Here is a 24,452-nt window from a genome sequence, read left to right as displayed (position 1 = left end):
GCATGTCTCCCATCACCGAAGGATCGCGGACCTGGCTGGCCGAGGCCGACTGCGATCTCGGCGCGCTCCGCTCGCTCGTGGAGCGCGACGCCGACCCCGGCGACCACCCCTCGGCCGAGCGGATCGAGCGGAACGTCCCGCTCTACGACAGCGCACGTCTGCGCGCCCTGACGTCGACCCCGAAGAGCCTGCGGGCGGTGCGGGACGAGCTGGTGCGCACCCTGCTGGACGGGCCCGGGATCCTCGTCCTCAAGGGCGCGTTCGCGGACACGGCCGTCGTGGACCGGGCGTCCGAGGTGTTCCGGGCGCTGATCGAGGAGGAGCGCGCGGCCGGCACGGCGCGCGGCGACCATTTCGCCAAGCCCGGCGCCAACGACCGGGTCTGGAGCGCGCTGGACAAGGTGGCGCTGCGCGCGCCGGAGGTGTTCGCGGACTACTACGCCAACGACATGCTGGCGCTGGTCGCGGAGTCCTGGCTCGGCCCCGCCTACCAGGTGACCTCGCAGGTCAACGTGGTCAACCCGGGCGGCGCCGCGCAGAACGCGCACCGGGACTACCACCTCGGCTTCCTCTCCCAGGAGCGCGCCGCCGCCTATCCGGCGCATGTGCACCGCCTCTCCCCCGTGTTGACCCTCCAGGGCGCGGTGGCCCACTGCGACATGCCCGTGGAGTCCGGGCCGACGCTCTACCTTCCGTACTCGCAGAAGTACGAGCTTGGCTATCTCGCGTGGCGACTGCCCGAGTTCGTCGAGTACTTCGACGCCCACCATGTCCAACTGCCGCTGGAGAAGGGCGACGCGGCGTTCTTCAACCCGGCGCTCTTCCACGCCGCCGGGCACAACCGCTCGGCCGGCGTCCGGCGCATGGCCAACCTCCTTCAGATCTCCTCCGCGTTCGGCCGCGCGATGGAGACGGTGGACCGGGAGGCGGTGGCGAACGCCGTCTTCCCGGTGCTGCTGCGCCGGAAGGCCGAGGGCATCTCGGAGGACTGGCTGCGCCGTGTCGTCGCCGCTGCCGCCGAGGGCTATCCCTTCCCCACCGACCTGGACCTCGATCCCCCGGTCGGCGGTCTCGCCCCGCCCTCCCAGGCGGACACCGTCCTGCGGGCCCTCGCCGAGGACTGGGCCCCCGAGCGGCTGCGCCGTGAACTGCGGGAGTCCGCCGAGCGCCGCCGGAGCTGAAGGGGGTCTTTGCCGGTGCTGAGAAGAGGGCTTCGCCTGAGCTGAAGGGGAGCCCTCGCCGCGCCCGTTCGGGTGCGGTCGGCTCGCGGGCGGGGTGCCGGTGCGGTCTCGTGGTCTCGGATGCGTGCCGGCGGCCGGGTGTCCTGGCGGCGTCGGGCGCTCGGCCGTGAAAGGACGTGGCATGCGTATGACTGCTCCGATAGCCGGCCGTCGCAGGAGGTGCGCCGCGGTCGTCGCCGTGGCGCTGACCTGCGCGACGGCGCTGAGCGGGTCCTCTCTCGCCGTGGCGGGCGGAGGGCCGGCGACCGCGCCGGCCCTGGACTGGAAGCCCTGTCCGCAGGACGCGGCGTACGACTGCGCGACGGCGACGGTCCCGCTGGACTGGGCGAAGCCCGGCGGACGCGCCATCGAACTGTCCGTGGTGAAGCGGAAGGCGGCCGATCCCGGGCGGCGCGTCGGCACCCTGTTCTTCAACCCCGGCGGCCCCGGCGGCCCCGGTTCGGTCCAGATGCCGCAGAACTACGAGTTCTTCCCGCGCGAGGTGCGGGAGCGGTTCGACATCGTCAGCTGGGACCCGCGGGGCGTCGGCAACAGCACGGCGGTGAACTGCTTCGAGACGCAGGAGCAATCCGAGGCGTGGATCGCGACCCACCCGGCCGGCTTCCCCGTCGGCGAACGGGAGCGCACCCGGTGGATCGACTCCTACCGGGAGCTGGGCCGGGCCTGCGAGCGGCGCGACCCGGAGCTGCTGCGCCATGTCTCGACCGCCGACACCGCGCGCGACCTCGACCGGCTCCGCCGCTCGGTGGGCGAGGAACGCCTCACCTACCTCGGCATCTCCTACGGCACGATCCTCGGCGCCACCTACGCCAACCTCTTCCCGGACAACGTCCGCGCCATGGTGCTCGACAGCAACATCGCCCCGTCCGCGTGGACCGGCGAGGGGTCGGGGCAGGACCTGCTCTCCACCTTCCTGCGCATGGGGTCGGACCGGACGGCGTCGGCGACCCTGGAGCGGTTCCTGTCGCTGTGCGGGTCCGCCGCCGTCGCGCGCTGCCCGTTCTCGGCGGGCAGCGCGCAGGCCACGCAAGAGAAGTTCCAGGAGCTGACGCGGCGGCTGAGGGAGCGTCCGGTGGAGGCGTGGACGTACGCCCGGGCCGTGGCGGACGCGGTGCAGGGTCTGTACATCGTCCATCCCGGTTGGCGGGAGCTGGCCGCCCGGCTCCAGGAGCTGTGGCAGGGGCGCGTCCCGGAGGCGTCCGGGGAGTCCGCGCCGGCCCCGGTCCCGGTGCCGTACCTGGGCGACGAGCAGGCGACCGCCGTGTTCTGCGGCGACAGCCCCAATCCGCGTGACCCCGCCGCCTACCGCACGGCGGAGGAGGCCTCCGGGGCGCGTCACGGCGACGCCGCGCGCTACTGGACGTGGGCCGTGGAGCCGTGTGCCACCTGGCCCGCGAAGGCCGCGGCCCCGTACACCGGGCCGTGGAACAAACCGACGCCGAACCCGGTGCTGGTGGTCGGCACGACCTACGACCCCTCCACCTCGTACGAGGGCGCGAAGGCGATGGCGGAGGAGCTGGCCGACGCCCGGCTGCTCACCCACCAGGGCTACGGGCACACCGCGCTGCTCAACCCCAGCACCTGCGTCAACGACCACGTGAGCCGCTATCTCGTCGACGGCTTCCTGCCGCCGCCGGGCACGTCCTGCGAGCCCGACACACCGCCCTTCTCGACGTCCGAGCCGCGGGGCGGCGTCGCCACCGGCGGGGGCGGGACGGCGGGTGCCGTGAAACGTCCGGAGTGACGGGGCGGTCGCTCCGTCACCGGCGGGGATCCGTCAGCAGGAGCTGCCGCAGGACGACGAACTCCCGCACGAGGAAGAGCTCCCGCACGACGACGAGCTGCTCCCGCAGGACGAGGAGCCGCCTCCGCTGGAGGAACCGTTCGACGTGCTGTCGCAGGACGACGTGTCCGTGACGTACCAGGAAGCGGCCGTGAGATACGCGGACGAACCGTCCGTGGTGGAGGTGCTCGGCGTCGCGTACCTCCTGCTGTGCGCCGAGCGGCGGCGGCCGTTGTGCGCGCGCCGGGCGGCGGCGCCGGCGTGCAGAGCTCGCATCAAGTGCTCACCGTCGCGCCGCCAGGCTCGCCGCACCGACCACGTGGCCCAGGTGATCAGCCCCGCCAGGGCCACGGCCACACCCACCAGAACAAGCACAGTCGTCATGTCTCCCCCTTGGCCGCCGGGCGTTCGCACCGGCCTGCTCCGAGAATCCCCCGGAGTGCGGTGCCCTCAAGCCCTTCTTGAGCAAGCCCAGAGGTTGCATTCGGGGATGAGGGCGGGGACGGAGCGGGGTCAGGGCCTGGCCATGAGCACCGCGACGTCGTCCTGCGCGGGCCCCGGCAGCATCTGCCGCAGGACGCCGGCGCACAGCGCCGCCAGCGACGGCGCGGGGGTGCGCAGGGCGTGGGCGAGCCGGTCGAGTCCCTGGTCGAGGTCCCTGTCCCGGGCCTCGATCAGGCCGTCGGTGTACAGGACCAGCACGCTGCCCGGCGGCAGCGCGACCTCCTCGGCCCGGAACTCGTGCCCGCCAGTTCCCAGCGGGGTGCCCGGCGGGCCGTGGAGGAAGGTGACCGGCCCGCCGGGGGTCACGACGGCGGGCGGGGGGTGGCCGGCTCTGGCGACGAGGCAGCCGCCGGTCGCGGGGTCGTGGACGGCGTAGACGCAGGTCGCCATCTCGTCCACGCCCATGTCGGCCACGACGGCGTCCAGTGAGCGCAGCAGGCGGGCCGGGTGGACGTCGTGCCGGGCGAGCGTGCGCACCGCCGTGCGGAGCTGTCCCATGACGGCCGCGGCGTGGATTCCGTGCCCCATGACGTCTCCGATGACGAGGCCGGTCCTGCCCTCCGGCAGGGTGATCACGTCGAACCAGTCGCCGCCGACGTCGTGCTCACTGGCGGGCAGGTAGCGTCCGGTGAGCTCCAGGCCCGGGACGGCGGGCAGCGCGCTGTTGCTCAGACTGCGCTGGAGGGTGAGGGCCGCGGCCCGCTGGCGGGTGTACATGAGGGCGTTGTCGATGTTGAGGGCGGCGCGGGCCGACAGCTCGTCGATGAGGACGCAGTCCTGCTCGTCGAAGGGCTCGCGGCTGCGCAGCCGGGTCACCACCACCGCGCCGAGCACCTTGCCCCGGGCGACCAGCGGGATCAGCCGCGCGGAGCCGAGGGTCATGAGGTAGTCGCGCAGCTGCTCGTCGCGGGGGTCGGTGATCAGGGCCCGGACGTCGGGGCGGTACAGGTTGGTGGGGCGTCCGTCGGCGATGACCCGCTCGTACAGGGAGCCGCGCGGGAGCTGGAGGGTCATGCCCGGCATCAGCTTCGCCGTCGGGGCGGAGGGGTCGGTGAAGAGGGCGGCCAGGCGGCGGACGACGCCTCGGGTGGAGGCGGCGGACTCGTCGGGGTCGATGGCCTCTTCGAGGAGCTGCACATCGGCGGAGTCGGCGAGCTGGGGCACCAGCAGGCGCACGATCTCCTCGGCGGTCTGCCGCAGGTCCAGGGTGGTGCCGACGCGGGTGCCGGCCTCGGCGAGGAGCGCGAAGCGGCGTCTGGCCCGCTCGGCGTCGACCGCGGCCTGTTCGCTGGCGGTGATGTCGATGAGGGAGGCGATGAGGCCGAGCGTGCGGCCGGCGCCGTCGAAGAGCGGGGCGTAGGAGCAGGACCAGGTCCGGTCGTGGTCGGGCGGGGGGGGGGGGGGGGGGGGGGGGGGGGGGGGGGGGGGGGGGGGGGGGGGGGGGGGGGGGGGGGGGGCGCGGGGGGGGGGCGGGCGCCCCCCCCCCCGCGCGGGGGGGGGGGCGCCCCGCGGCCCCTGCGGCCGCGGCCCGCGCCCGCCCCGCCCCCCCCCGCCCCCCCCCCCCCCCCCCCCCCACGGGGGCGCCCAGCTCCAGGACCTCCCGCATGGTCTCCTCGAGCACGGCGGCGTTGACGCCGGGCACGACCTCCGTGAGCCGTCTGCCGATGTGCTCCGCCGCGGAGACGCCGTTCATCCGGGCGAGGGCGTCGTTGACGCGCAGGAAGCGCAGGTCGGTGCCGAGGGTGGCGAGGCCGATCGGGGACTGGCTGAAGAGGCTCTCCGAGGCGGCCAGCGAGTCGCGCATGCGCAGGACCTGGGAGGTCTCGACGGCGATCAGCAGGGTGCCGGGGCGGCCCCGCGCGTCGGCGGCCGGGAGGATCCACATCTCCATCCGCACCCGGCGGCCGTCGCGGTGTCGTACGGGCAGTGTGCCGCCGACGGTCTCGCCGGCGTGGACGCGGCGGGTGAGCTGATCGGCCAGGTCCCGGTTGCCCTCGGGGACCAGCAGGGCGGAGGCGGGCCGGCCGAGGACCTCCTCCGGGCGGTATCCGAGCAGGTCCTGGGCGGCGAGGGACCACTCCACGATGTTGCCGTCCGCGTCCTCGCGCCACAGCGCGATCGGCAGCAGCTCGCGCAGCACGCCGGCGTACCCGACAGCCTGCAAGGGCTGCTCCGGCACCTGCCCCGCCGTCTGGTGAGTGTCCAAGCCACGACCTATCCACCGGGTGGGATTCCGTACGGAAACACACTATCCGGTCATTCCGACAGCCGGTCGTCGGTGGGTGTCTTGACGGCCTCGCAGGAGCCGGGAGCAGCGGGCAGGAGCCGAAGGCGGCGGGCGATCCGGTGACGGGCGCGTGGCAGCCGTGGGCCGTGACCTGCCGTGGCCCGACAGGCGCTCGGGCAGGCTCGGCAGACGGGCCGTCAGCAGCAGGGCGACCGGCCGCGCCGCGCCGATCAGCTCTCGGACGGGGTGAGCACCACGAAGTCCGCGTTCGACGGGTCGAGGCAGACGGCGAGCCGGCCGACGCCCTCCGCGTCCACCGGGCCCATCTGCACGCTGCCGCCGTTCTCGGTGACCTTGGCGACCGCCGCGTCGCAGTCGGCGACCGCGAAGACGGGGTGCCAGTACGGCCGTCCGTCCGTCAGCGCGAGGTCGTCCTTGCCGAGTTCCATGAGGCCGCCGTGCATGCGGTCCTCGGAGAGGCCGGCGGGGGTGATGAGGTGGTACGCGCCGCCGTCGCCCGGCATGTCCATGGTGCTGTACTGCCAGCCGAAGACGCCGCCGTAGAACTCCTTGGCGGCCTCGGCGTCGCTCGTGTACAGCTCGGTCCAGGACAGGGAGCCTGTGGCGTCGGCCAGTTCGAAGCCGCTGTTCTTGCCGGGCTGCCAGGCGGCGAACTGGCCGCCCAGCGGGTCGCTGTACTGGGCCATCCGGCCCCAGTCGTCGAGGTCTCTGGGCGCCACCCGCACCGTGCCGCCGCCGCGCCGTACGGCCTCGGTCGTGGCGTCCGCGTCGGAGACGGCGAAGTAGATCATCCAGGCCGAGCGCGCGCCCTCCTCGGAGAGCTTGCCGAGACCGGCGACGGTCTTGCCGTCCTTCTTGAACACTCCGCCTTCCATGGTCTCGCCCTCGGCGCCCTCACCCCCCGCCCCCATGGACTCGTACTCCCAGTCGAGCACCGCGCCGTAGAAGGCCGCGGCGGTCCGGACGTCGGGAGCGCCCAGGTCGAGCCAGCAGGGGGAGCCGGGAGCGAGGTCGGTGGTGATCACGGCGATTCCCTTTCGCAGGTCCAGTGAGACCAGATTGACACCCGGCACTGACAATCGCGCGTCGGCCGTTCCGGGCGCGGGGGCGCGCCGTCAGGGTTCGCGCCCCTCCCAGCCCGGCCGGGACGGCGACGGAGGTCACCGTCCGGTCGGAGGCCGAGCGGGCGCTCGTCATGACGTGCCGGCTCAGGGTGGGCGCGCCGGCGCCGATCTCGGTGGACGTCACCTTCAGCAGCCGGTCCGCCGTTCCCCCGGTGTTGGTGATCCGGAAGAAGGCCGCGGTCTCCGGGGTGCCGCCGGAGGGGAGGAACATCCTGCCGTCGGTCACGTTGATGCATGGCGAGCGGGACGGTGACGACGTTGTAGCCGAAGGCCCACCCGAGGTTGGCGCGGATCGTGCCCAGTGTGCGCCTGGCGAGGAGGACCGCGTCCGCGAGGGCCTCGATGTCGTCCCGCGCCGAGCCAGAACCCGAGCGTGGTGACGGCGAGCGCCGGCACGACCGGCACGAAAACCGGCCACCGAGTCCGCCGGCCGCTGCGCCCGCGCCTTCCCCGCCTGGACTTCGGTCACCAGCCGTGCGATGCGCGCCAGTTGGGCGCCGACGGCCGTGGCCCGGACGGCCAGCAGCCCGCCCGCGTTGACGGCCCCGCCGACCACGGCCGAGGCCGGTCCGACCTCGACCGGTTCGCTCTCCCCGGTGACCAGGGACAGGTCCACGGCCGAACTGCCCTCCACCAGCCGCCCGTCGGTGGCGATACGCTCCCCCGGCCGCACGACAAAGATCTGATCGACCGTCAAACCTTCGACAGAAACGAGGTGTTCGGAGCCGTCGGCGGCTCGGACGGACACCTCGTTGACCGTGAGCCGGGCCGGCGACCGCAGCGCCTCCTCGGTCCCGTGCCGCGCCCGCGCCTCCAGGTGTCGCCCGGCGAGCAGAGGTTCCCGCAGGGACGGCGGGGGCGGCGAGGGCGGCAGGGTCACGGCCTCACTGGTGAGTCTTGGCCGCGGTCGAGGTCTTGCTCTCGGCCTCGGTCTCGGTCTCGGCCTCGCAGGTGATCTCGTCGCGCGGGGTGTAGTGCGTGCGGAACGGCTCCCGCTTCACTTCCTCGCCGCCCTTGTAGAACACCCGGTCGACCTTGACGTCGAAGCCCTCCAGCGGGGTCTGCGGCACACACTTCTCGTCGGCGCTCACCTTGTGCTCGGGCTGCGTCACCTCGGTGCGGGGCCCCTTGACCGACCTGATCTCGTCGTACTTCCTGGTGCCGAGGAAGGTGATGGTGACGGACGAGTCGGTGGAACGGGCCCGTACGTAGATCGCGTGGCCGGAGTCGTTGGCGAACCTGAGGTCGAGGCTGCCCCAGGCGACCGTCGCCTCCCGGCCCTCCGGGTAGCGCTCGATGTAGAACGAGTGGGCGCCGTGCTCGACGGGCTTGACCCCGGCGAAGAACATGGCGTTGTACATGGTCGTGGCGACGGCGGAGACGCCGCCGCCGGGCGCCTTGGCGAACTGGTCGTCGAAGATCATGATGCCTTCGGTGAAGCCGTTGGCCTCGGTGCGTTCGCCCACGGTCCGGTTGAAGCTCCAGGTGTTGCCGGGCATGACGAGGGAGCCGTTGATGAGCTCCACGGCCCGTCCGATGTTCTTCGTGCGGTACGGCGCGGGCTCGAAGTTGACGGTGAAGGAGGACATCTTCTCCGTCAGCCCCAGCCGCGCCGCGTTGTCGCCCGTCAACGGCGGCTCGGTCCGCTGCACGGCCACCTCCCCGGTACGGCCGGCGGCCCCGGACTTGGTGAGCAGCGGCAGCACGGCCTTGCCCAGCGCCTTGTCGGTGACCCGTACACCGGTACGGGCGTCGTCGGCGACGACGACCCGGTCGCCGTCGAGGCCCAGTGCGGCGTTCGCCGCCGTGGTGGTGACGCCGGCGAGCGGGCGGGCCACGGCGGGGGCGGCGCGCAGGCCGGCGACGTCCAGCTTCGGCGTCAGCGTGCCGGAGCCGTCCGGCCGCATCGTGAGGTGCTCGCCCAGGACCTTCTGGCCGACGGTGAACCGCTTGCCGTCCGCGGTGAGCGTGATGGGCGCGGACATGGCGGGCCGCGCGAAGTCGCGCACCGCTCGCCGCACCTCGGCCGCGGTGACCTTGGGCTTGGTCTCGCGGGCGGGCAGGGCGGTGACCGTGCGGGGCTCGCCGCGCAGGAAGGAGGCGCGCAGGGCGGGGACGGAGGCGTCGACGTCGAGGGCGTAGCCGTTGTGCGGGGCGGTCTGGCGGACCGTGCCGTCGGCGAAGGCGACGGCGCCGTCGCGGACCTTCTGGTCGAGCGTCTTCGCCGCGTTCGTCAGCGCGGCGCGGGCCTTGTTCTCGTCGAGGCGTACGACGGGCTCGACGGCGCCCCCCGAGCGGAAGAATCCGCCGATGACGCCGACCGGGTCGGAGGAGGTGCGCGCCGCTTGGTCGACGGTCTGCTCGGCGTCGAACGTGAGTCCGGCCTGCCGGGGGTCGACGGTCGCGGTGCGGTCGCCCGCCTTCACGGTGAGTTCCCGCGAGCCGAGGGTCTGGAAGTGCCGGTCCAGTTCGCGGACGGCCTCCTCGCGGCTGAGGCCGCCGATGTCCACGCCCCGCACGGTCGTACCCGACTCGATCTCCCCGCCGGTGAGCATCAGCCCGGTCAGGTACAGGGCGCCGACGCCGACGGTCAGCGCACCGCCCGCCAGGGCGAGGGGCGGGACGGAGGCTGTTCGGACACGCATGGATCTCCAGGGCGGGACGACGGCAGGCGGTGCACTCCGGTGGCGCGCCGCGACGCGCCGTTTACCGGGCAAGAAACCCAAGTTACCCAAAACGGGTGATGGGCGGGTATGTCCCAGAACACGTATGTCTCAGATCACGCGGCGCGGCGGGACCGGGACCGGGGACGGCCGGGCTGCGGCACGTCGGGGGCCGCCCGACAGTGGGAGGGCGGGACGCGTGTCCGGCCCGCACCCGAACGCCTCGGCGGCGTCGGCGGCGTCGGCGGCGTCGGCGGCGTCGGCGGCGTCGGTCCGAGAGGAACGTGCTCATGCGCGCTGAGTCTTCGTCGGCCGCGCGGACGGGGGCCTTCGTCTCGGTCGCCCTGGCCCTGTTCTGCATCCAGCTCGACTTCTTCGCGCTGAACCTGGCCGTGCCGGGCATCGCCGAGGAGTTCGGCGTCACCCCCTCCGCCGCCCAGTGGACGCTGTCCGCGTACATGCTGAGCCGACGCGGGGAAGGCGTCGAGCCGACGCGGGGAAGGCGCCGCGAAGGTGCCGCGAAAGCGCTAGCCCGGCTTGATCCAGCCCACCGAACGTTCTACCGCCCGCCGCCAGTTGTCGTACTCCGACTCCCGTCGGGCGGGGTCCATGTCCGGCAGCCACTGGGCGGCCCGGTGCCAGTTGCGGCGCAGCACCTCCAGGTCGGGCCAGTAGTCGGCGGCGAGGCCCGCGGCGTAGGCGGCGCCGAGAGAGACCGTCTCGGCGACCATCGGCCGCACCACGGGCACGTCCAGTACATCGGCGACGAACTGCATGAGCAGGTTGTCCGCCGTCATGCCGCCGTCCACCTTGAGCTGGCGGAGCGCCACGGGGAAGTCGGCGTTCATGGCGTCGACGACCTCCCGGGTCTGCCAGCCGGTGGCCTCCAGGACGGCCCTGGCCAGGTGCCCCTTGGTGATGTACGAAGTGAGGCCGACGATGACCCCACGCGCGTCGCTGCGCCAGTGCGGCGCGAACAGGCCGGAGAAGGCGGGGACGATGTAGCAGCCGCCGTTGTCCTCGACCGAGCGGGCCAGGGTCTCGATCTCCGGCGCGCTGTTGATCAGGCCGAGGCGGTCGCGGAACCACTGGACGAGCGCGCCGGTGACGGCGATCGAGCCCTCCAGGGCGTAGACCTGCGGCTGCTCGCCGATCTTGTAGGCGACGGTGGTGAGGAGGCCGTGCCGAGAGCGCACGACCTCGGTGCCGGTGTTGAGCAGCAGGAAGCTGCCCGTGCCGTAGGTGCACTTGGCCTCGCCGGGCGAGAAGCAGGTCTGGCCGAACAGGGCGGCCTGCTGGTCGCCGAGGGCGGCCGTGATGCGGATGCCGGGCAGGACCGAGCGGGCGGTGCCGTAGATGTCGGCGGAGGAGCGGATCTCGGGCAGCATCGGGCGGGGCACACCGAAGAAGGACAGCAGGTCATCGTCCCAGGTCAGCGAGCGGATGTTCATCAGCATGGTGCGGCTCGCGTTGGTGGCGTCGGTGATGTGCAGGCCGCCGTCCGCTCCCCCGGTGAGGTTCCAGATCAGCCAGCTCTCCATCGTGCCGAACAGGACCTCGCCGTCCCGGGCCCGCTCCTGGAGGCCGGGGACGTGGTCGAAGAGCCAGCGGATCCGCAGCGCCGAGAAGTAGGTGGAGGGGGGCAGGGCGCACCGGTCGAGGAAGAAGTCGTCGCCCGGGTGGCGTCCGAGTTCCTCGACGAGCGACGCCGTGCGGGTGTCCTGCCAGACGATCGCCCTCCCCACCGGGGCGCCGGTCCGGCGGTCCCAGAGCACCGTCGTCTCGCGCTGGTTGGCGATGCCGACGGCGGCCACCTCGTCCGCGTCGATCCCGCCGTCGGAGAGCGCCTCGGGCACGACGCGCTGGAGGTTGCGCCAGATCTCGACGGCGTCGTGCTCGACCCATCCGGGCTTGGGGAAGTGCTGCTGGTGCTCCCGCTGGGCGACCGTCACCAGCCGGCCGTGGTGGTCGAACAGGATGCAGCGGGTGGAGTTGGTGCCCTGGTCGATGGACATTACATACCGTTCAACCATGATCGGGTCTGCCTTCCCGTCTGTCACCAGCGTGTGGCGCCCAGGTCTCTGGAGATGGCGCGCGCGGCCTCGCGGAGGAGGGTGATCAGGCTCGGCCGGGGGTTTCCCTGGCCGTCGCAGATCCGCTCGACCGGGCCGGACAGTCCCATGGCGCCCACCACGAGGCCGCCGTGCCCGCGGATCGGCGCGGCGACGCCGGCCTCCCCCATGCTCAGCTCCTGGACCTCGCCGGCCCAGCCGAGTTCCCGGATGTCGGCGAGGGCCCTGGTGAGCTGCTCGCGGACGACCAGGGTGTGCCGGGTGTACGCCTCCAGGCCCGCTTCCACGGCCGATTCCAGCGTCGCGGTCCCGTAGGCCAGCAGCACCTTGCCCAGGGAGGAGGCGTGCAGGGGCAGCAGCGCGCCCACGTCGAGGGTCTGGAGCGTGTCGTCCGGCCGGAACACGTGGTGGACGACGAGGACCTGGCCCTCCAGGGGAGTGCCCAGGCGGACCGCCTCGCCGCTGCGGGCGGCCAGGGCGTCGGCCCAGTTGATGGAGCGCGAGCGCAGTTCGTTGACGTCGAGGTAGCTGGTGCCGAGGTGCAGCAGGGCGGCTCCGAGCTGGTACTTCCCGGTCGCGGCGTCCTGTTCGACGAAGTCCACGTGCTGGAGCGTGCGCAGGATGCCGTGGGCGGTGCCCTTGGCCAGCCCGAGCGAGGCCGCCACCTCGCCGAGCCCGAGACGGCGCGGCCCGCCGGCGAGCAGACGCAGGATCGCCGCCGCCCGTTCGATGGACTGGACTGGGCCGGCCATGTAGCGAGCCTATTACCGTCACGGACGGTCCGCCGTACGGGACGGAGACCCGTTTCGGCCCGGGGTCGGAGGATGCGTTCGGCAATGCCGACCTTCGTTCATTGACTCCCGCTTCGTCCGGTTCCTAACGTGCTCCGTGGCCGGGCACGCGCGCTGCGGCCCGCACCGGCCACTGACCGCTCATCGGAGGACAAGCAGATGCCGCTAGAGCTGAACAGCATGCTTCGGGAGGATGTCGAGCACATCTGGCTGCTCCCTCCCGTGACCGGCGCCGTCTCGACCGTGCGCCGGCAGGCGGGCGCGGTGCTCGCCGACTGGGACCTCTCCCCCGGCGTGACCGAGGATTCCTTGCTGGTCGTCTCGGAACTGCTCACCAACGCGTTCGTCCACGCCCTGCCCCCGGCGCGGCTGCGGCTGTCGCTGCTCCACAGCGGAGGGCTCAGCACCCTGCGGGTCGAGGTCACCGACGCGGGGCCGGCGCGCGCGGCGGGAGAGGCGTGCGCGGGGGTCGACCCGGACGAGCACGGCCGGGGCGAGCACATCGTCCACGCGCTGTCGACGCGGCACGGCGTGCACATCCACTCCGACGGGGTCACCCGCTGGGCGGACCTGGTCGCGGCGTGACGAGGAGCGGGAGGAGCGGTCAGGGGGCCACCGGCGCGGCGTCGGCGTCCGTGTCGGCGTCCGTGTCGGCGGCAGCAGCGGCGACCGGTTCGGGGAGGGGCGGCTTGCGCAGGAGCAGCAGTGCCGCGTCGTCGTGCAGCCGGCCGCCCACGTGGGCCAGCAGCTCGTCGTGGAGCGCGGTGAGCGTGCGCGCCGGCTCCTCGGACACATGGCGCGCCAGCCCTTCGGCGAGCGGATAGAACTCGCGGTCCTGGTCGCGGGCCTCGGTGACGCCGTCGGTGTAGAGCAGCAGCTGCTCCCCGTCGGCGAAGGGCAGCACCTGAAGGCTCGGGGCCTCCCCGGACAGGGCGCGCAGTCCAAGCGGCGGGGTCGGACGGGCCGGGTCCAGCGGTACGACGTCACCGGACTCCCGCACCAGCAGCGGCGGGGCGTGTCCGCAGTTGATCACTTCCAGATGGCCCGGCCTCGGGTATCCGGCGACGACGGCGGTGACGAAGTCGTCGCCGCCCAGATTGCGCGCGAGGCTCCGCTCGATCCTGCCGACGACGGCGAGGAGATCGGGCTCGTCGTAGGCGGCCTCGCGGAAGACGCCGAGCACGAGCGCGGCCGTCCCCACCGCCGGCAGCCCCTTGCCGCGCACGTCGCCGACGATCATCCTGACCCCGTACGGCGTGGCCACCAGCGCGTACAGATCGCCGCCGATCCTGGCCTCGGCCGCCGCGGCGCTGTAGCGCACGGCCGCCCGGAACGGGCCGACGGTCTCCGGCACCGGCTTGAGCAGCGCGTGCTGGGCGGCCTCCGCGACGGAGCGGACGTCGGCGAGGACCCGCTCGCGCCGCCTGCGCAGCGCGCTGGTCAGGGCGCTCGCCAGGGTGACGGCCACCACCGCCGACAGCACGGCGAGGAGTTCGCGGCCCCGGACGGCGTCCTGGACGCCGAGTGCCGTGCTGAGCGCCGCGGCGAGCAGACCGACGCAGAGCACTCCGCGCGGCCGGTTGGTGGTGGCGGCCAGCGCCGGTCCGGCCGCGAGGAGGGGCAGCCAGATCATCCCGGCCCCGCCGACGATGTCGACGAGCGCGACGACGGCCACGATCAGCAGGGGCAGTACGGGCAGGACGTTCTTGAGGCTCCTGAAGGGCCGCCGTGTCGTCCAGTGGTCGTCACCGTGGTCTCGCGCCTGACTCATGTTCCGTTGGTGGTCCTCACCTGTGCGTGTACGGGGTGCACATCCGAGATGTCCCTTTCATCCAGGAAACGCGGTATGTGCCCGCGGCCACAAGGCAAGGGATTTCAGATAGTGAGCGACAGGCTCCTGGTCACCCGGCTCGCGGTCGGGAGCAGCCGGGTCCGGACCTCCTCCAGCCGGGAGAGCCGGTCGGCCGGGAGGGATACGCCGAGCGAGCCGATGGTGTCCCCGCTGTAGACGGGCACGGCCACGCAGACCGTGCCGAGGGAGTACTCCTCCAGGTCCGTGACGGCCGGCGCGAGGGGCGACACGGCGAGCCTGCGGAGCAGCTCCGGGCGGCTGGTGATGGTCCGCGGGGTGAGGTCGGCGAGCTGGTGCCGGGAGAGGTAGTCCTGGCGGGCGTCGTCCGGCATCTCGCGCAGCACGGCCTTGCCGAGCGCGGTGGCGTGCCCGGCGTCCTCGAAGCCCACCCAGAGATCGACGCGGGGCGTGCGCGGGCCGTCGACGATCTCGCAGACGCGGATCTCGCCGTCCTCGTACAGGGTGAGGTAGGCGGGGGCGGTCAGCTCGTCGCGCAGCGCGGCGAGGGTGGGCCGGATCCGGCTGAGCAGGGCCTGCCCGCGGCCGTCGGTGTGCAGCGCCCGCACCTTGTCGCCGAGGACGAAGCCGCCGTCGCCCAGCTTGCGCACGTATCCGTCGTGGACCAGCGTCCGCAGCAGGTGGTAGGCGGTGGCCAGGGGCAGGCTCGTCTCGCGGGCCAGCTGCTTCGCCGGAGCGCCGTTCTCGTGCGCGCCGACCGCCTCCAGCAGGCGGAACGCGCGCTGGACGGAGGTGATGAGCGTCGGGCCTTCTTGCGCACCCATACCCTCAGCGTGCGCCGGGCGGCCGACTCAGGCAAGGCGCGCGGCGCGCGGGCACGGGCCCGTCGAGGCCCGTCGACCCCCCGCACGGTCGCGTCTGTCCGGGTGGCGTCGGGCCGTCGGCGAACCGACTCGGGGCCGAGCGGCGTTGTGCAGGGCCCATCCGTCATCACCGGGAAAGGTCTCCCCATGCGACGCACCGTCCTGTTCACCGTCTGCGCCCTGATCACCGCCGCGGCCACCGGGTTCTTCACCACGAGCGCCATCCGCAGCCGCTGAGCCACGAGCCACGACCACCCGACGCGGTCCCGGTGGCGCGGCGTCCCGATCTGCTGCTGGCTGTACGCAAGGCGTGCGGACGCGACGGCCTGCCGACGCCGTGGCCGTACGCGCGACAGCGGCGCAGAGAGAGCGAGCAGCCATGGCGCGCAAGCGCGAGAGCCTGGGGACGCCCCGGGCCGCCGGGATCGCCGGCATCGTCTTCGCGGTCCTGATGGCCGCGACGATCGTCCTGATGCGGATCGCCCTGCCCGGCGGGGCGGGCGGGGACGAGATCGTCGTCGACGACGGGCAGCGCGGCGCCGTGCAGACGGCGCTGACGCTGGTGCCGTTCGCCGGGATCGCCTTCCTGTGGTTCATGGGCGCGCTGCGCGAGCAGGCGGGCGAGGGCGAGGACCGGTTCGTGGCGACCGTGTTCCTGGGCAGCGGGCTGGTCTTCGTCGCCACGCTGTTCGGCAGCGCCGCGGCGGCGGGGACCGTGCTGGCCGAGAGCCAGCAGCACTCGCCGTTCGGCCGTCACTTCGCCTACGCCCTGCTCACCACGTACGCGATGCGGATGGCGGCGGTGTTCATCTTCACCACCTCGGCCATCGCCCGCCGGCTCGGCGTCCTGCCCCGTCCGCTGATCCTTCTCGGCTACCTCGCGGGGCTGACGCTGCTCGTGGTGGCGGCGGACGTGCCCTGGTCGGAGCTGGTGTTCCCGGCCTGGGCGCTGATCGTCAGCGTGTACGTGCTGCGGGACCGGCGTCCCGCGGGCGCGCGGCCCGCCGACGCGGCCTGAGCCCGGCCCGGCGTCGGCACGGCACTGGCACCGGCACGGCTCCAGCTCCGGCACCGACGGCACCGGCGTTCACCCCAACGGCCTCCCCTCGTCGCCGCATCGCCTCCGCCCGCCCACGATGGTCGGGCGGGGGGGACCGCGGCCGTAGGAGAGGACCGATCCCTTGGTGAGGCTTGTCGTCGACCTGAACCGCTGTCAGGGATACGCGCAGTGCGCGTTCCTCGCCCCCGACGTCTTCGCCATGCACGGCGAGGAGGGGCTGCTGTACGACCCCGAGACCGACGAGGCGCAGCGCGAGAAACTGGCCCAGGCGGCCGCCGCCTGCCCCGTCCAGGCCATCCTCGTCGACTCGGTGGAGACCCCGGCCGAGGCGGTGTCCGGTGAACGGTGACGGATCCCTGGAACAGCTCAGACGCGAGGGCCGGATCGTCGTCGTCGGCGCGTCGCTGGCGGGCCTGCGGGCCGCGGAGACCCTGCGGGACAAGGGCTTCGCCGGGTCGCTGACGATGATCGGCGATGAGCCCCACGAGCCCTACGACCGGCCCCCGCTGTCCAAGCAGGTGCTGCTGGGCAAGGCCGCCGCCGACCGCACCGCGCTGCCCAGACGCCGGGAGGTGGACGCGACCTGGCGGCTCGGGGTCGCGGCCACCGGCCTGGACCTGGCGACCCGGCGGGTGCGGCTGGCCGACGGCGACGAGGTGCCGTACGACCGGCTGCTGATCGCGACCGGTGTGCGGGCGCGGCCGTGGCCGCATCCCGTCGAGGCGGAACTCGACGGCGTGTTCGTGCTGCGGACCCGCGACGACGGCGCGGCGCTGGCGCGGCGGCTCGCCGAGGGGCCGAAGCGGGTCCTCGTCATCGGCGCCGGGTTCACCGGTTCGGAGATCGCCTCCGCCTGCCGTGAGCGCGGGCTCGCCGTGACCGTCGCCGAGCGCGGCGCGGCCCCCCTGGTCGGCGCGCTCGGCGGGGTGGTCGGGGAGGTCGCCGCCGAGCTCCAGCGCGAGCACGGCGTGGACCTGCGGTGCGGGGTGATGGTGACCGCGCTGGAGGGCGACGCCTCGGGACGGGTGCGCGCCGCGCATCTTTCCGACGGCTCGACCGTCGAGGCCGACGTGGTGGTGGTGTCGCTGGGCGCGACCCGCAACACCGAGTGGCTCGCCGGGTCCGGGCTCGGGGCCGGCCCGCGCGGCATCGCCTGCGACGCGGGCTGCCGCGCCTTCGACTTCCGCGGCATCGTCACCGACGACGTCTTCGTCGCCGGCGACGTCGCCCGTTCCCCGCACGCGCTGTTCGGCTACCAGTTCCTGTCCCTGGAGCACTGGGGCAACGCCGTCGCCCAGGCCGACACCGCGGCGCACAACATGCTCAGCGCGAGCGCCGACCGCGTCCCCCATCTGTGGATGCCGGCCTTCTGGTCCTCGCAGTTCGGCGTGAACATCAAGTCGGTGGGCGTGCCGACGCTGGGCACGGAGATCGTCGTGTCGCAGGGCTCGCTCGCGGACCGCCGGTTCGTCGGCGTCTACGGCTTCCAGGGGCGCGTCATCGGCGCGGTCGCCTTCGACCACGCCCGGTGGCTGCCGTTCTACCAGGAGCTGATCGAGACGGCGGCGGCGTTCCCGCCGCCGTTCCCCACGGTCGACCGGCGCGCGGACGGACAGCGGCCGGTGGACGCGGACTTCCCCGACCCGTCGGTCCCCACCCACGGGCCCACGGTGACTCTCAGCGGTTACTCGCCGGCCGACCGCCGGCTGACGTTCAAGCCCGCGCACTGACCGCACGGCCACGAGGACCCGCCATGACGCACTCGCTGCTGCACCAGATCCTGGACTACGCCAACCGCGCCGACCCCTACCCCATCTACGAGGAGCTGCGGAAGTCCCCGGTCCACCACGAGGAGGACGGGCCGTACGTCGTCAGCACCTACTACGAGATCCGCAGTCTCCTGCACGACCCGCGGATCAGCTCCGACGCCCGCAACCTGGCCTCCACGGCCCGTGATCCGCTGGCCGATTCGGCGCAGGAGGAGGGCGCGCTGCCGCCGAGCTTCCTGCGGCTCGACCCGCCGGAGCACGACCGGCTGCGCCGGATGACCAACCGGCCCTTCGGCCCGCCGCACTCCCCCCACCGGGTCGACGGGATGCGGGGCGAGCTGCGGGACATCGTCTCCGGACTGATCGACGGGATCGGCGACCCGGGGCGGATCGACCTGGTGGACCAGTTCTCGTACCCGTTCCCGGTGACGGTGATCTGCCGGCTGCTCGGCGTGCCGCGGGAGGACGAGGCGCGCTTCCACACCTGGGCGGACACCATCGCGGCGAGCCTGGACCCCGACCCGGACGCGGATCCCGCGGCGCGGGGCAAGGAGTCGCACGAGGCCCGGATGCAGCTGGGCATGTACCTGGCCGGGCTGATCGAGGAGCGCCGCAAGAAGCCCGGCGACGACATGCTGTCCCAGCTGGCGACGGCCAAGGGCCCGGACGGCGCGATGACCACGATGGAGCTGCTCAGCACGGCGGCGCTGCTGCTGATCGCGGGCCACGAGACCACCGTCAACCTCGTCACCAACGGGATGCTGACCCTGCTGCGCCACCCGGACGTGCTGCGGCGGCTGCGGGAGGATCCGCGGCTCGCCGTGCCCATCGTCGAGGAGCTGCTGCGCTACGAGCCGCCGGTGCAGCTGGTGCCGCAGCGCACGACCATGGCCGACGTCGAGCTCCACGGCGTCACCATCCCCAAGGGCGCGTCCCTGTGGCTGGTGCTGGCCTCCGGCAACCGTGACCCGCAGCGCTTCGACGATCCGGACCGCTTCGATCCGGACCGCCGGGACGTGCAGCACCTCGGGCTGGGCAGCGGCATCCACAGCTGCTTCGGCGCGCCGCTGGCGCGGCTGGAGGCACAGTTCGCCCTGGCCGAGCTGGCCCGCAGGCTGGAGAACCCGCGGCTGCTGGAGGATCCGCCGCCCTATCGCCGCAACGCGGTGCTGCGCGGGCCGCGCCATCTGCACATCGCCTGCGACGACATCCGCCCCTGACACCGGCGAGCGGACCCATGACCGGTCCGGCCCCCTCTACACCGGCGCGAGTTCCCGGGATCCGGCCGAGTCGGTCAGCTCGGCCCAGACCGTCTTGCCGCGCCGGGCATGGCGGGTCCCCCAGCGTTCGGCGAGCTGGGCGACGAGGAGCAGACCGCGGCCGCCCTCGTCGTGGACGCGGGCCCGGCGCTGGTGCGGCGTGGTGCCGCTGGCGTCGGTGACCTCGCACAGCAGGCCGCGGTCGTGGATGAGGCGCAGCCGGATGGGCGGGCGGCCGTAGCGGATGGCGTTGGTGACGAGTTCGCTGACGACCAGTTCGGCGGTGAAGCCGAGGTCGTCGAGCCCCCAGGCGCTCAGCCGCTCGGAGACGCCGGAGCGGGCCCGGGAGACCGAGGCCGGGTCGGGTGCCAGCTCCCAGTCGGCGACCTGGCCGTCCCCGAGGGCGTGGGTGCGGGCCAGCAGGAGGGCGACGTCGTCGTCCGGGCGGCCCGGCAGCAGGGTGCGCAGCACCTCGTCGCAGGCGGCCTCCAGGGAGGGGGCGGGCCGGGCGAGGATACGGCGGAGCAGGGTGAGGCCGGTGTCGACGTCGTGGTCGCGGGCCTCGATCAGGCCGTCGGTGTAGAGGACGAGGAGGCTGCCCTCGGGCAGGTCGACCTCCGTCGCCTCGAACGGCAGTCCGCCGAGGCCGAGCGGCGGTCCCGGCGGCAGGTCGAGGGTGCCGGCCCCGCCGTCGGGGGTGACCACCGTCGGCAGCACATGGCCGGCGCGGGCGAGGGTGCAGCCGCCGCCGACGGGGTCGTACACCGCGTACAGGCAGGTGGCGCCGATGTCCGCGGAGGCGGTCTCCTCGTCGGGGTCGGCGGCGGTCTCGGCCGACAGGCGCAGCACGACGTCGTCCAGGTGGGTGAGGAGTTCGTCGGGCGGCAGGTCGATGTCGGCGAGGGTGCGCACGACGGTCCGCAGCCGGCCCATGGTGGCGGCGGCGTGGATGCCGTGGCCGACGACGTCGCCGACGACGAGGGCGACGCGGGCGCCGGAGAGCGGGATGACGTCGTACCAGTCGCCGCCCACGCCGATCCGGTCGCCGGCGGGCAGGTAGCGGCAGGCGACCTCCACGGCGGACTGCGGCGGCGTCCGCGAGGGGAGCAGGCTGCGCTGGAGGCTGACGGCGGTGGCGCGGGCGTAGGTGTAGCGGCAGGCGTTGTCGACGGCGACGGCCGCGCGGGCGGCGATCTTCTGGGCGAGGAGCAGGTCCTCGTCGTCGAAGGGGTCGGGGGTGCGGTGGCGGCAGAACCGGGCGACGCCGAGGGTGGTGCCGCGGGCGCGCAGGGGCACCACCAGCGTCGAGTGGATCCCGTGCGTCCCGGCGGCGCGGCCGGGGTCCGGGGGTCCGTCGGGGTGGACGCGCGAGGGCCGCCCGGTGGTGAGGGCGAGCTCGGGCGGTGAGCCGTCGGGGTAGGTGTGGAGCTGGTGCGCGGCGATGGTGTCGTCCGGACTGTCGTCGGTCGCCGGGCAGCGGGCCAGGCGGCGCAGGGCGAGCGGTCGCTGCGCCGGCTGCGCGGGGGCGGTGTGTCCGTGCAGGAGGGCGTCGAGCAGGTCGACGGTGGCCAGGTCGGCGAAGCGCTCGACGGCGAGGTCCGCGAGTTCCTGGGAGGTGCGGGCGATGTCCAGGGTGGTGCCGATGCACATGCCGGCCTCGTTCACCGTCGACAGCCGCCACCGCAGCCGGCGGTCCCGCTCCTCCTGGAAGGCGACGACGCCCTGTTCGGAGGTGCGGTCGACGTAACGGGTGGACGAGGCGGTCAGTCGGCGCGCCGCCGCGCTGATCAGCTCGGGGTCGCTGGTCAGCCGGGGCAGTTGGGCGAGCATGCGGTCCAGGACGATGCCCTGGGCGAGGCGGTGGGCGCGCAGCATCGCGGTGACGGAGACGCCGTGCCGGGCCAGCCGGCGGGCCCGTTCGGCGTCGGCCGCGGGCGGGTCGATCCGGCTGGGTTCGACGCCGTGTTCGAGGCCGGTGAGTGCGCCGACGAGGTGCTCGGCGATGTTCCGGGTCGTCATCCGGGCGATGTCCGGGTCCGTCCACAGCTCGGGCACCTCGCTGCGCAGGCACCGCTCCACCTCCGCGCTCAGCCGGTCCGCGCCCGCGCCGAGCTCGTGCGCGGCGCGGGAGACGATACTGCCGGCCGTGACGTCCACAGTCTCGACGGTACGCCGTATGGGCGAGTACGCATCGTGGGAGGCGGGCGTGGGCGCGGGCGCGGTGTCTGTCGCCGCCTCCCGCGCGCGGCTGCTCGGCGGCCCGGTCAGGTCGCGGTCGGCACCCGCCCGTTGGCGGCCTTCCGGCGGCTCGACGTGCCGCCGCAGGACCCGAAGAAGACCGCCCAGGGTGCGATGTCCTTCAGCGGCAGCTTGGGCGGTGCGACGGGGGTGGCTGCGGGCGGTACGGCGTGCTGCGCCATGGCAGGGCCTCCTTCAGGGAGCTCGCGTCCCATGTCGGTGGCGCACAGGACGACCGGCCCCAGGTCTGACTCGCGGTGCGCCCCCTCGGGGAGGAGCGCACCGCTCACAGTGGCGCGACCGTGCCGGATTCCCACCGGCTTCCGGGCCGCCGTCGTCTATCTCGACTCGACGGTATCCCCGGTTCGGCGATTCGGCGATTCGGCGATTCGGCGATTCGGCGAAGGGAACATCGCCTGGTGGGAGCCGGTTCTCACCGAACGCTTACCGGTGGCGGAACTCCGGCGGACGCTTGTCGACGAAAGCGCCCATGCCCTCTTTGCTGAGCGCCCAGCACTGTCCGGACGCCGTCGAGGCCACGTCGTACAGGGCCTGGTGGGACAGGCCGAGGCTCTCGCCGAGGACGAACGCCTCGCTGACGGCGATCATGGACACGCCGAGGATCATGTTGTTGCAGATCTTGGCGGCCTGGCCCGCGCCCGCGCCGCCGAAGTGCACGGCCTTCTGCCCATGGCCTCCAGCAGCGGGAGCGCCTCGGCGAACTCCGTCTCTCCCCCGCCGGCCATGAAGGTCAGGGTGGCGGCCTCGGCGCCGACGACGCCGCCGGAGACCGGGGCGTCCAGGGCCCGCATGCCGGCGGCGGCGCGTTCGTGGGCGGTGCGGGCGTCGGCGACGTCGATGGTGGAGCAGTCGACGAAGAGGGTGCCCGGACGGGCCGCGGGGAGGATGTCGTCGTAGAGGCCGAGGACGTGGCGGCCGGCGGGCAGCATGGTGATCACCAGGTCGGCGTCCGTGGCGGAGGCGGCGGGCTCCGGTCCCGGCCCGGGGGTGACGACGAGGTCGTAGCCCCGTACCCGGTGGCCGGCCTTGACCAGGTTGGCGGCCATGGGGCCGCCCATGTGTCCGAGTCCGATGAACGCGACGGTCGGGCTCACCAGGCCACCTCCTCGGTGGTGCCGGGGCCGGCGAGCCCGAGTTCGCGCTCGCCGAGGGGGGCGAAGAAGCGTTCCACGTCGGCGTCGGCGACCTCGGCGAGGGTGGCCGGCGACCAGCGGGGGGCGCGGTCCTTGTCGATGACCTGGGCGCGGATGCCCTCGACCAGGTCGGGCGTGGTCAGGGCCGCGCAGGAGACGCGGTACTCCTGCTCCAGCACCCGCTCCAGCGGGCCGAGCCGCCGGGCGCGGCGCAGGGCGGCGAGGGTGACCTTGAGCGCGGTGGGCGACTTGGTCAGCAGGGTCTCGCCGGTCTCCTTGGCGTCCGGGTCGCCGTGCGCGAGCAGCCGCTGGACGATCTCCTCGACGGTGTCGGAGGCGAAGCAGGAGTCGATCCACTCCCGCCGCCCGGCCAGGTCCCCTTGCGGCGCGGGCTTCACATGCCGGTCCAGGGCCTCGCGTACGCGCAGGTCGGCGAGGTCGTCGAGGAACCGCGGCAGCGCCTCGGACGGGACGTAGTGGTCGGCGAGTCCGCACAGCAGGGCGTCGCCGGCGCCGATCTGCGCGCCCGTCAGGGCGAGGTGGGTGCCGAGTTCGCCGGGGGCGAGGGCGAGCAGGTAGGTGCCGCCGACGTCGGGGACGAAGCCGATGCCGGTCTCGGGCATGGCGATCCGGGAGCGTTCGGTGACGACGCGGACGCTGCCGTGCGCGGAGACGCCGACGCCGCCGCCCATGACGATGCCGTCCATGACGGCGACGTAGGGCTTGGGGTAGCGGGCGATGCGGGCGTTGAGGTGGTACTCGTCGCGCCAGAAAGCGGCCGAGGCCGTGCCGTCGCCGTCGCGGGCGTCGTCGTGGATGCAGCGGATGTCGCCGCTGGCGCACAGGCCGCGCTCCCCCGCGCCGGTGATGACGACCGTCTCGACGGCGGGGTCGTGCTCCCAGGCGGCGAGCGCCTCGTCGATGCGGAGCACCATCGCGTGGTTGAGGGCGTTGAGGGCCTTGGGGCGATTGAGGGTGATGCGGGCGGCCCGGCCCGTGGTACGGAACAGGACGTCGGTCATCCGAACGCCTCCATCAGGCCGCGGGCCACGATGACGCGCATGATCTCGTTGGTTCCTTCCAGGATCTGGTGGACACGCAGGTCACGGACGATCTTCTCGATGCCGTACTCGCTGAGGTAGCCGTACCCCCCGTGGAGCTGGAGGGCGCGGTCGGCCACCGTGTACCCGGTGTCGGTGGCGAACCGCTTGGCCATCGCGCACAGGTACGGGGCCTGCGGGTCGCCTGCGTCGAGGGCGCGGGCGGCCTGCTGCACCAGGGCGCGGGCGGCGGCAAGTGCGGTGGCCATGTCGGCGAGGCGGAAGCGCAGCGCCTGCGCGTCGAGGAGGCGGCGGCCGAACGCCTCGCGGTCGGCGAGGTGGGCGAGGCTGCGGTCGAGGGCGCTGCGCGCGCCGCCGAGGGAGCAGGCGGCGATGCCGAGCCGGCTGCCGTTGAAGCCGTTCATGGCGATGCGGAAGCCCTGGCCCTCGGCTCCGAGGAGCCGGTCGGCGGGGAAGCGGACGCCGTCCAGGACGACCTGGCGGGGGGCTGGGCGTTCCAGCCCATCTTGCGTTCGTCGGCGCCGAAGGAGAGGCCGGGGTCGTCCTTGTCGACGACGAACGCGGAGACGCCGTCGGCGCCGTCGCCGCCGGTGCGGGCCATGACGAGGTACAGCTGGGAGGCGCCCGCGCCGGAGACGAACTGCTTGACTCCGGTGAGCAGCCAGTCCTCGCCGTCGCGGACGGCGCGGGTGGTGAGGGCGGCGGCGTCGGAGCCCGCGCCCGGTTCGGTCAGGTCGTAGTCGGCGGCGCGGACGACGCACAGGACGGGGCCGAAGATCTCCTCCTGGTGGATGCGCATCGCCGGGGTGACC

General features: G+C 73.6%; 18 protein-coding genes, 4 pseudogenes and 1 riboswitch. Of the genes and pseudogenes, 7 read left to right on the top strand and 15 right to left on the bottom strand.

What is annotated here, in order from left to right:
• The first annotated feature begins 2 nt into the window (after window positions 1-2).
• Window positions 3-1,181, top strand: coding sequence for a phytanoyl-CoA dioxygenase family protein (locus ACFYX4_RS29280; protein ID WP_389339575.1), 1,179 nt, complete (start codon window positions 3-5; stop codon window positions 1,179-1,181).
• 187 nt (window positions 1,182-1,368) lie between these two features.
• A complete protein-coding gene (locus ACFYX4_RS29275) occupies window positions 1,369-2,985 on the top strand; it encodes an alpha/beta hydrolase (RefSeq protein WP_389339573.1) in 1,617 nt (538 codons plus the stop codon).
• A 33-nt stretch (window positions 2,986-3,018) separates the two neighbouring features.
• Here ACFYX4_RS29275 and ACFYX4_RS29270 read toward each other — a convergent pair whose 3' ends face one another.
• The 8 genes and pseudogenes from ACFYX4_RS29270 to ACFYX4_RS29235 all read right to left on the bottom strand — a co-directional run bounded on the left by ACFYX4_RS29270 (window position 3,019) and on the right by ACFYX4_RS29235 (window position 12,387).
• On the bottom strand, window positions 3,019-3,408 hold the full coding sequence (locus ACFYX4_RS29270) for a hypothetical protein (protein ID WP_389339571.1): 390 nt from the start codon (window positions 3,406-3,408) through the stop codon (window positions 3,019-3,021).
• Window positions 3,409-3,537: 129 nt separating this feature from the next.
• A complete protein-coding gene (locus ACFYX4_RS29265) occupies window positions 3,538-4,704 on the bottom strand; it encodes a PP2C family protein-serine/threonine phosphatase (RefSeq protein WP_389339569.1) in 1,167 nt (388 codons plus the stop codon).
• A 457-nt stretch (window positions 4,705-5,161) separates the two neighbouring features.
• Window positions 5,162-5,611 (bottom strand): annotated as a pseudogene (locus tag ACFYX4_RS29260) (PAS domain-containing protein); the annotation flags it as partial.
• A 374-nt stretch (window positions 5,612-5,985) separates the two neighbouring features.
• Window positions 5,986-6,801: a VOC family protein gene (locus ACFYX4_RS29255; RefSeq protein WP_389339567.1), complete on the bottom strand. Its 816-nt coding sequence runs from the start codon at window positions 6,799-6,801 to the stop codon at window positions 5,986-5,988.
• 447 nt (window positions 6,802-7,248) lie between these two features.
• Window positions 7,249-7,735, bottom strand: a pseudogene (locus ACFYX4_RS29250) (heavy metal translocating P-type ATPase); the annotation flags it as partial.
• 49 nt (window positions 7,736-7,784) lie between these two features.
• Window positions 7,785-9,545: a VanW family protein gene (locus ACFYX4_RS29245; protein WP_389339565.1), complete on the bottom strand. Its 1,761-nt coding sequence runs from the start codon at window positions 9,543-9,545 to the stop codon at window positions 7,785-7,787.
• Between the two features lie 545 nt (window positions 9,546-10,090).
• On the bottom strand, window positions 10,091-11,596 hold the full coding sequence (glpK, locus tag ACFYX4_RS29240) for a glycerol kinase GlpK (protein ID WP_389339562.1): 1,506 nt from the start codon (window positions 11,594-11,596) through the stop codon (window positions 10,091-10,093).
• Window positions 11,597-11,619: 23 nt separating this feature from the next.
• A complete protein-coding gene (locus ACFYX4_RS29235) occupies window positions 11,620-12,387 on the bottom strand; it encodes an IclR family transcriptional regulator (RefSeq protein WP_389339560.1) in 768 nt (255 codons plus the stop codon).
• 198 nt (window positions 12,388-12,585) lie between these two features.
• On the opposite strand from ACFYX4_RS29235, the gene ACFYX4_RS29230 reads away from it, so the two are divergent.
• A complete protein-coding gene (locus ACFYX4_RS29230; RefSeq protein WP_389339558.1) occupies window positions 12,586-13,011 on the top strand; it encodes an ATP-binding protein in 426 nt (141 codons plus the stop codon).
• A gap of 19 nt (window positions 13,012-13,030) precedes the next feature.
• On the opposite strand, the gene ACFYX4_RS29225 is transcribed toward ACFYX4_RS29230, so the two are convergent.
• Window positions 13,031-14,197, bottom strand: a complete 1,167-nt coding sequence (locus tag ACFYX4_RS29225; protein WP_389339556.1) for a PP2C family protein-serine/threonine phosphatase — start codon at window positions 14,195-14,197, stop codon at window positions 13,031-13,033.
• 104 nt (window positions 14,198-14,301) lie between these two features.
• Window positions 14,302-15,060: an IclR family transcriptional regulator gene (locus tag ACFYX4_RS29220; RefSeq protein ID WP_389339554.1), complete on the bottom strand. Its 759-nt coding sequence runs from the start codon at window positions 15,058-15,060 to the stop codon at window positions 14,302-14,304.
• A 418-nt stretch (window positions 15,061-15,478) separates the two neighbouring features.
• On the opposite strand from ACFYX4_RS29220, the gene ACFYX4_RS29215 reads away from it, so the two are divergent.
• The 4 genes from ACFYX4_RS29215 (at window position 15,479) to ACFYX4_RS29200 (ending at window position 19,148) form a co-directional block, all read left to right on the top strand.
• The gene (locus ACFYX4_RS29215; protein ID WP_389339552.1) at window positions 15,479-16,117 is read left to right on the top strand and encodes a hypothetical protein; all 639 of its coding nucleotides are present in this window, start codon (window positions 15,479-15,481) and stop codon (window positions 16,115-16,117) included.
• 166 nt (window positions 16,118-16,283) lie between these two features.
• On the top strand, window positions 16,284-16,508 hold the full coding sequence (locus tag ACFYX4_RS29210) for a ferredoxin (RefSeq protein WP_389339826.1): 225 nt from the start codon (window positions 16,284-16,286) through the stop codon (window positions 16,506-16,508).
• Window positions 16,498-17,889 (top strand): NAD(P)/FAD-dependent oxidoreductase, encoded by a 1,392-nt coding sequence (locus tag ACFYX4_RS29205; RefSeq protein WP_389339550.1) that lies wholly within the window; start codon window positions 16,498-16,500, stop codon window positions 17,887-17,889. The genes ACFYX4_RS29210 and ACFYX4_RS29205 overlap by 11 nt, the downstream gene beginning before the upstream one ends.
• 23 nt (window positions 17,890-17,912) lie before the next feature.
• Complete coding sequence (locus tag ACFYX4_RS29200; protein ID WP_389339548.1) at window positions 17,913-19,148, top strand: cytochrome P450; 1,236 nt, start codon at window positions 17,913-17,915, stop codon at window positions 19,146-19,148.
• Window positions 19,149-19,184: 36 nt separating this feature from the next.
• Here the strand turns inward: ACFYX4_RS29200 and ACFYX4_RS29195 are convergent, their stop codons facing one another.
• The 5 genes and pseudogenes from ACFYX4_RS29195 to ACFYX4_RS29175 all read right to left on the bottom strand — a co-directional run.
• Window positions 19,185-21,344, bottom strand: coding sequence for a SpoIIE family protein phosphatase (locus tag ACFYX4_RS29195; RefSeq protein ID WP_389339546.1), 2,160 nt, complete (start codon window positions 21,342-21,344; stop codon window positions 19,185-19,187).
• 107 nt (window positions 21,345-21,451) lie between these two features.
• Window positions 21,452-21,607: a hypothetical protein gene (locus tag ACFYX4_RS29190; RefSeq protein WP_389339544.1), complete on the bottom strand. Its 156-nt coding sequence runs from the start codon at window positions 21,605-21,607 to the stop codon at window positions 21,452-21,454.
• Between the two features lie 63 nt (window positions 21,608-21,670).
• Window positions 21,671-21,750: riboswitch (cobalamin riboswitch) on the bottom strand.
• A gap of 176 nt (window positions 21,751-21,926) precedes the next feature.
• A pseudogene (locus ACFYX4_RS29185) lies at window positions 21,927-22,540 on the bottom strand (NAD(P)-binding domain-containing protein); the annotation flags it as partial.
• Window positions 22,537-23,601, bottom strand: a complete 1,065-nt coding sequence (locus tag ACFYX4_RS29180) for an enoyl-CoA hydratase/isomerase family protein (RefSeq protein ID WP_389339542.1) — start codon at window positions 23,599-23,601, stop codon at window positions 22,537-22,539. The pseudogene ACFYX4_RS29185 and the gene ACFYX4_RS29180, both read right to left, overlap by 4 nt.
• Window positions 23,598-24,385: pseudogene (locus ACFYX4_RS29175) on the bottom strand (acyl-CoA dehydrogenase family protein); the annotation flags it as partial. The gene ACFYX4_RS29180 and the pseudogene ACFYX4_RS29175, both read right to left, overlap by 4 nt.
• Window positions 24,386-24,452 lie beyond the last annotated feature (67 nt).

This window comes from Streptomyces sp. NPDC002328 (genome assembly GCF_042890065.1).
Classification (GTDB): domain Bacteria; phylum Actinomycetota; class Actinomycetes; order Streptomycetales; family Streptomycetaceae; genus Streptomyces.
Note: the sequence above shows the minus strand (reverse complement) of the source record. Positions and strands in the feature narration are given on the sequence as shown.

What these genes read in the sequence shown, in the direction of transcription:
- glpK (WP_389339562.1), bottom strand. Translation starts at nt 11,596, where the DNA reads ATGGTTGAACGGTATGTAATGTCCATCGACCAGGGCACCAACTCCACC.
- ACFYX4_RS29200 (WP_389339548.1), top strand. Translation starts at nt 17,913, where the DNA reads ATGACGCACTCGCTGCTGCACCAGATCCTGGACTACGCCAACCGCGCC.
- ACFYX4_RS29215 (WP_389339552.1), top strand. Translation starts at nt 15,479, where the DNA reads ATGGCGCGCAAGCGCGAGAGCCTGGGGACGCCCCGGGCCGCCGGGATC.
- ACFYX4_RS29225 (WP_389339556.1), bottom strand. Translation starts at nt 14,197, where the DNA reads ATGAGTCAGGCGCGAGACCACGGTGACGACCACTGGACGACACGGCGG.
- ACFYX4_RS29270 (WP_389339571.1), bottom strand. Translation starts at nt 3,408, where the DNA reads ATGACGACTGTGCTTGTTCTGGTGGGTGTGGCCGTGGCCCTGGCGGGG.
- ACFYX4_RS29230 (WP_389339558.1), top strand. Translation starts at nt 12,586, where the DNA reads ATGCCGCTAGAGCTGAACAGCATGCTTCGGGAGGATGTCGAGCACATC.
- ACFYX4_RS29245 (WP_389339565.1), bottom strand. Translation starts at nt 9,545, where the DNA reads ATGCGTGTCCGAACAGCCTCCGTCCCGCCCCTCGCCCTGGCGGGCGGT.
- ACFYX4_RS29235 (WP_389339560.1), bottom strand. Translation starts at nt 12,387, where the DNA reads ATGGCCGGCCCAGTCCAGTCCATCGAACGGGCGGCGGCGATCCTGCGT.
- ACFYX4_RS29180 (WP_389339542.1), bottom strand. Translation starts at nt 23,601, where the DNA reads ATGACCGACGTCCTGTTCCGTACCACGGGCCGGGCCGCCCGCATCACC.
- ACFYX4_RS29275 (WP_389339573.1), top strand. Translation starts at nt 1,369, where the DNA reads ATGACTGCTCCGATAGCCGGCCGTCGCAGGAGGTGCGCCGCGGTCGTC.
- ACFYX4_RS29220 (WP_389339554.1), bottom strand. Translation starts at nt 15,060, where the DNA reads ATGGGTGCGCAAGAAGGCCCGACGCTCATCACCTCCGTCCAGCGCGCG.
- ACFYX4_RS29280 (WP_389339575.1), top strand. Translation starts at nt 3, where the DNA reads ATGTCTCCCATCACCGAAGGATCGCGGACCTGGCTGGCCGAGGCCGAC.
- ACFYX4_RS29190 (WP_389339544.1), bottom strand. Translation starts at nt 21,607, where the DNA reads ATGGCGCAGCACGCCGTACCGCCCGCAGCCACCCCCGTCGCACCGCCC.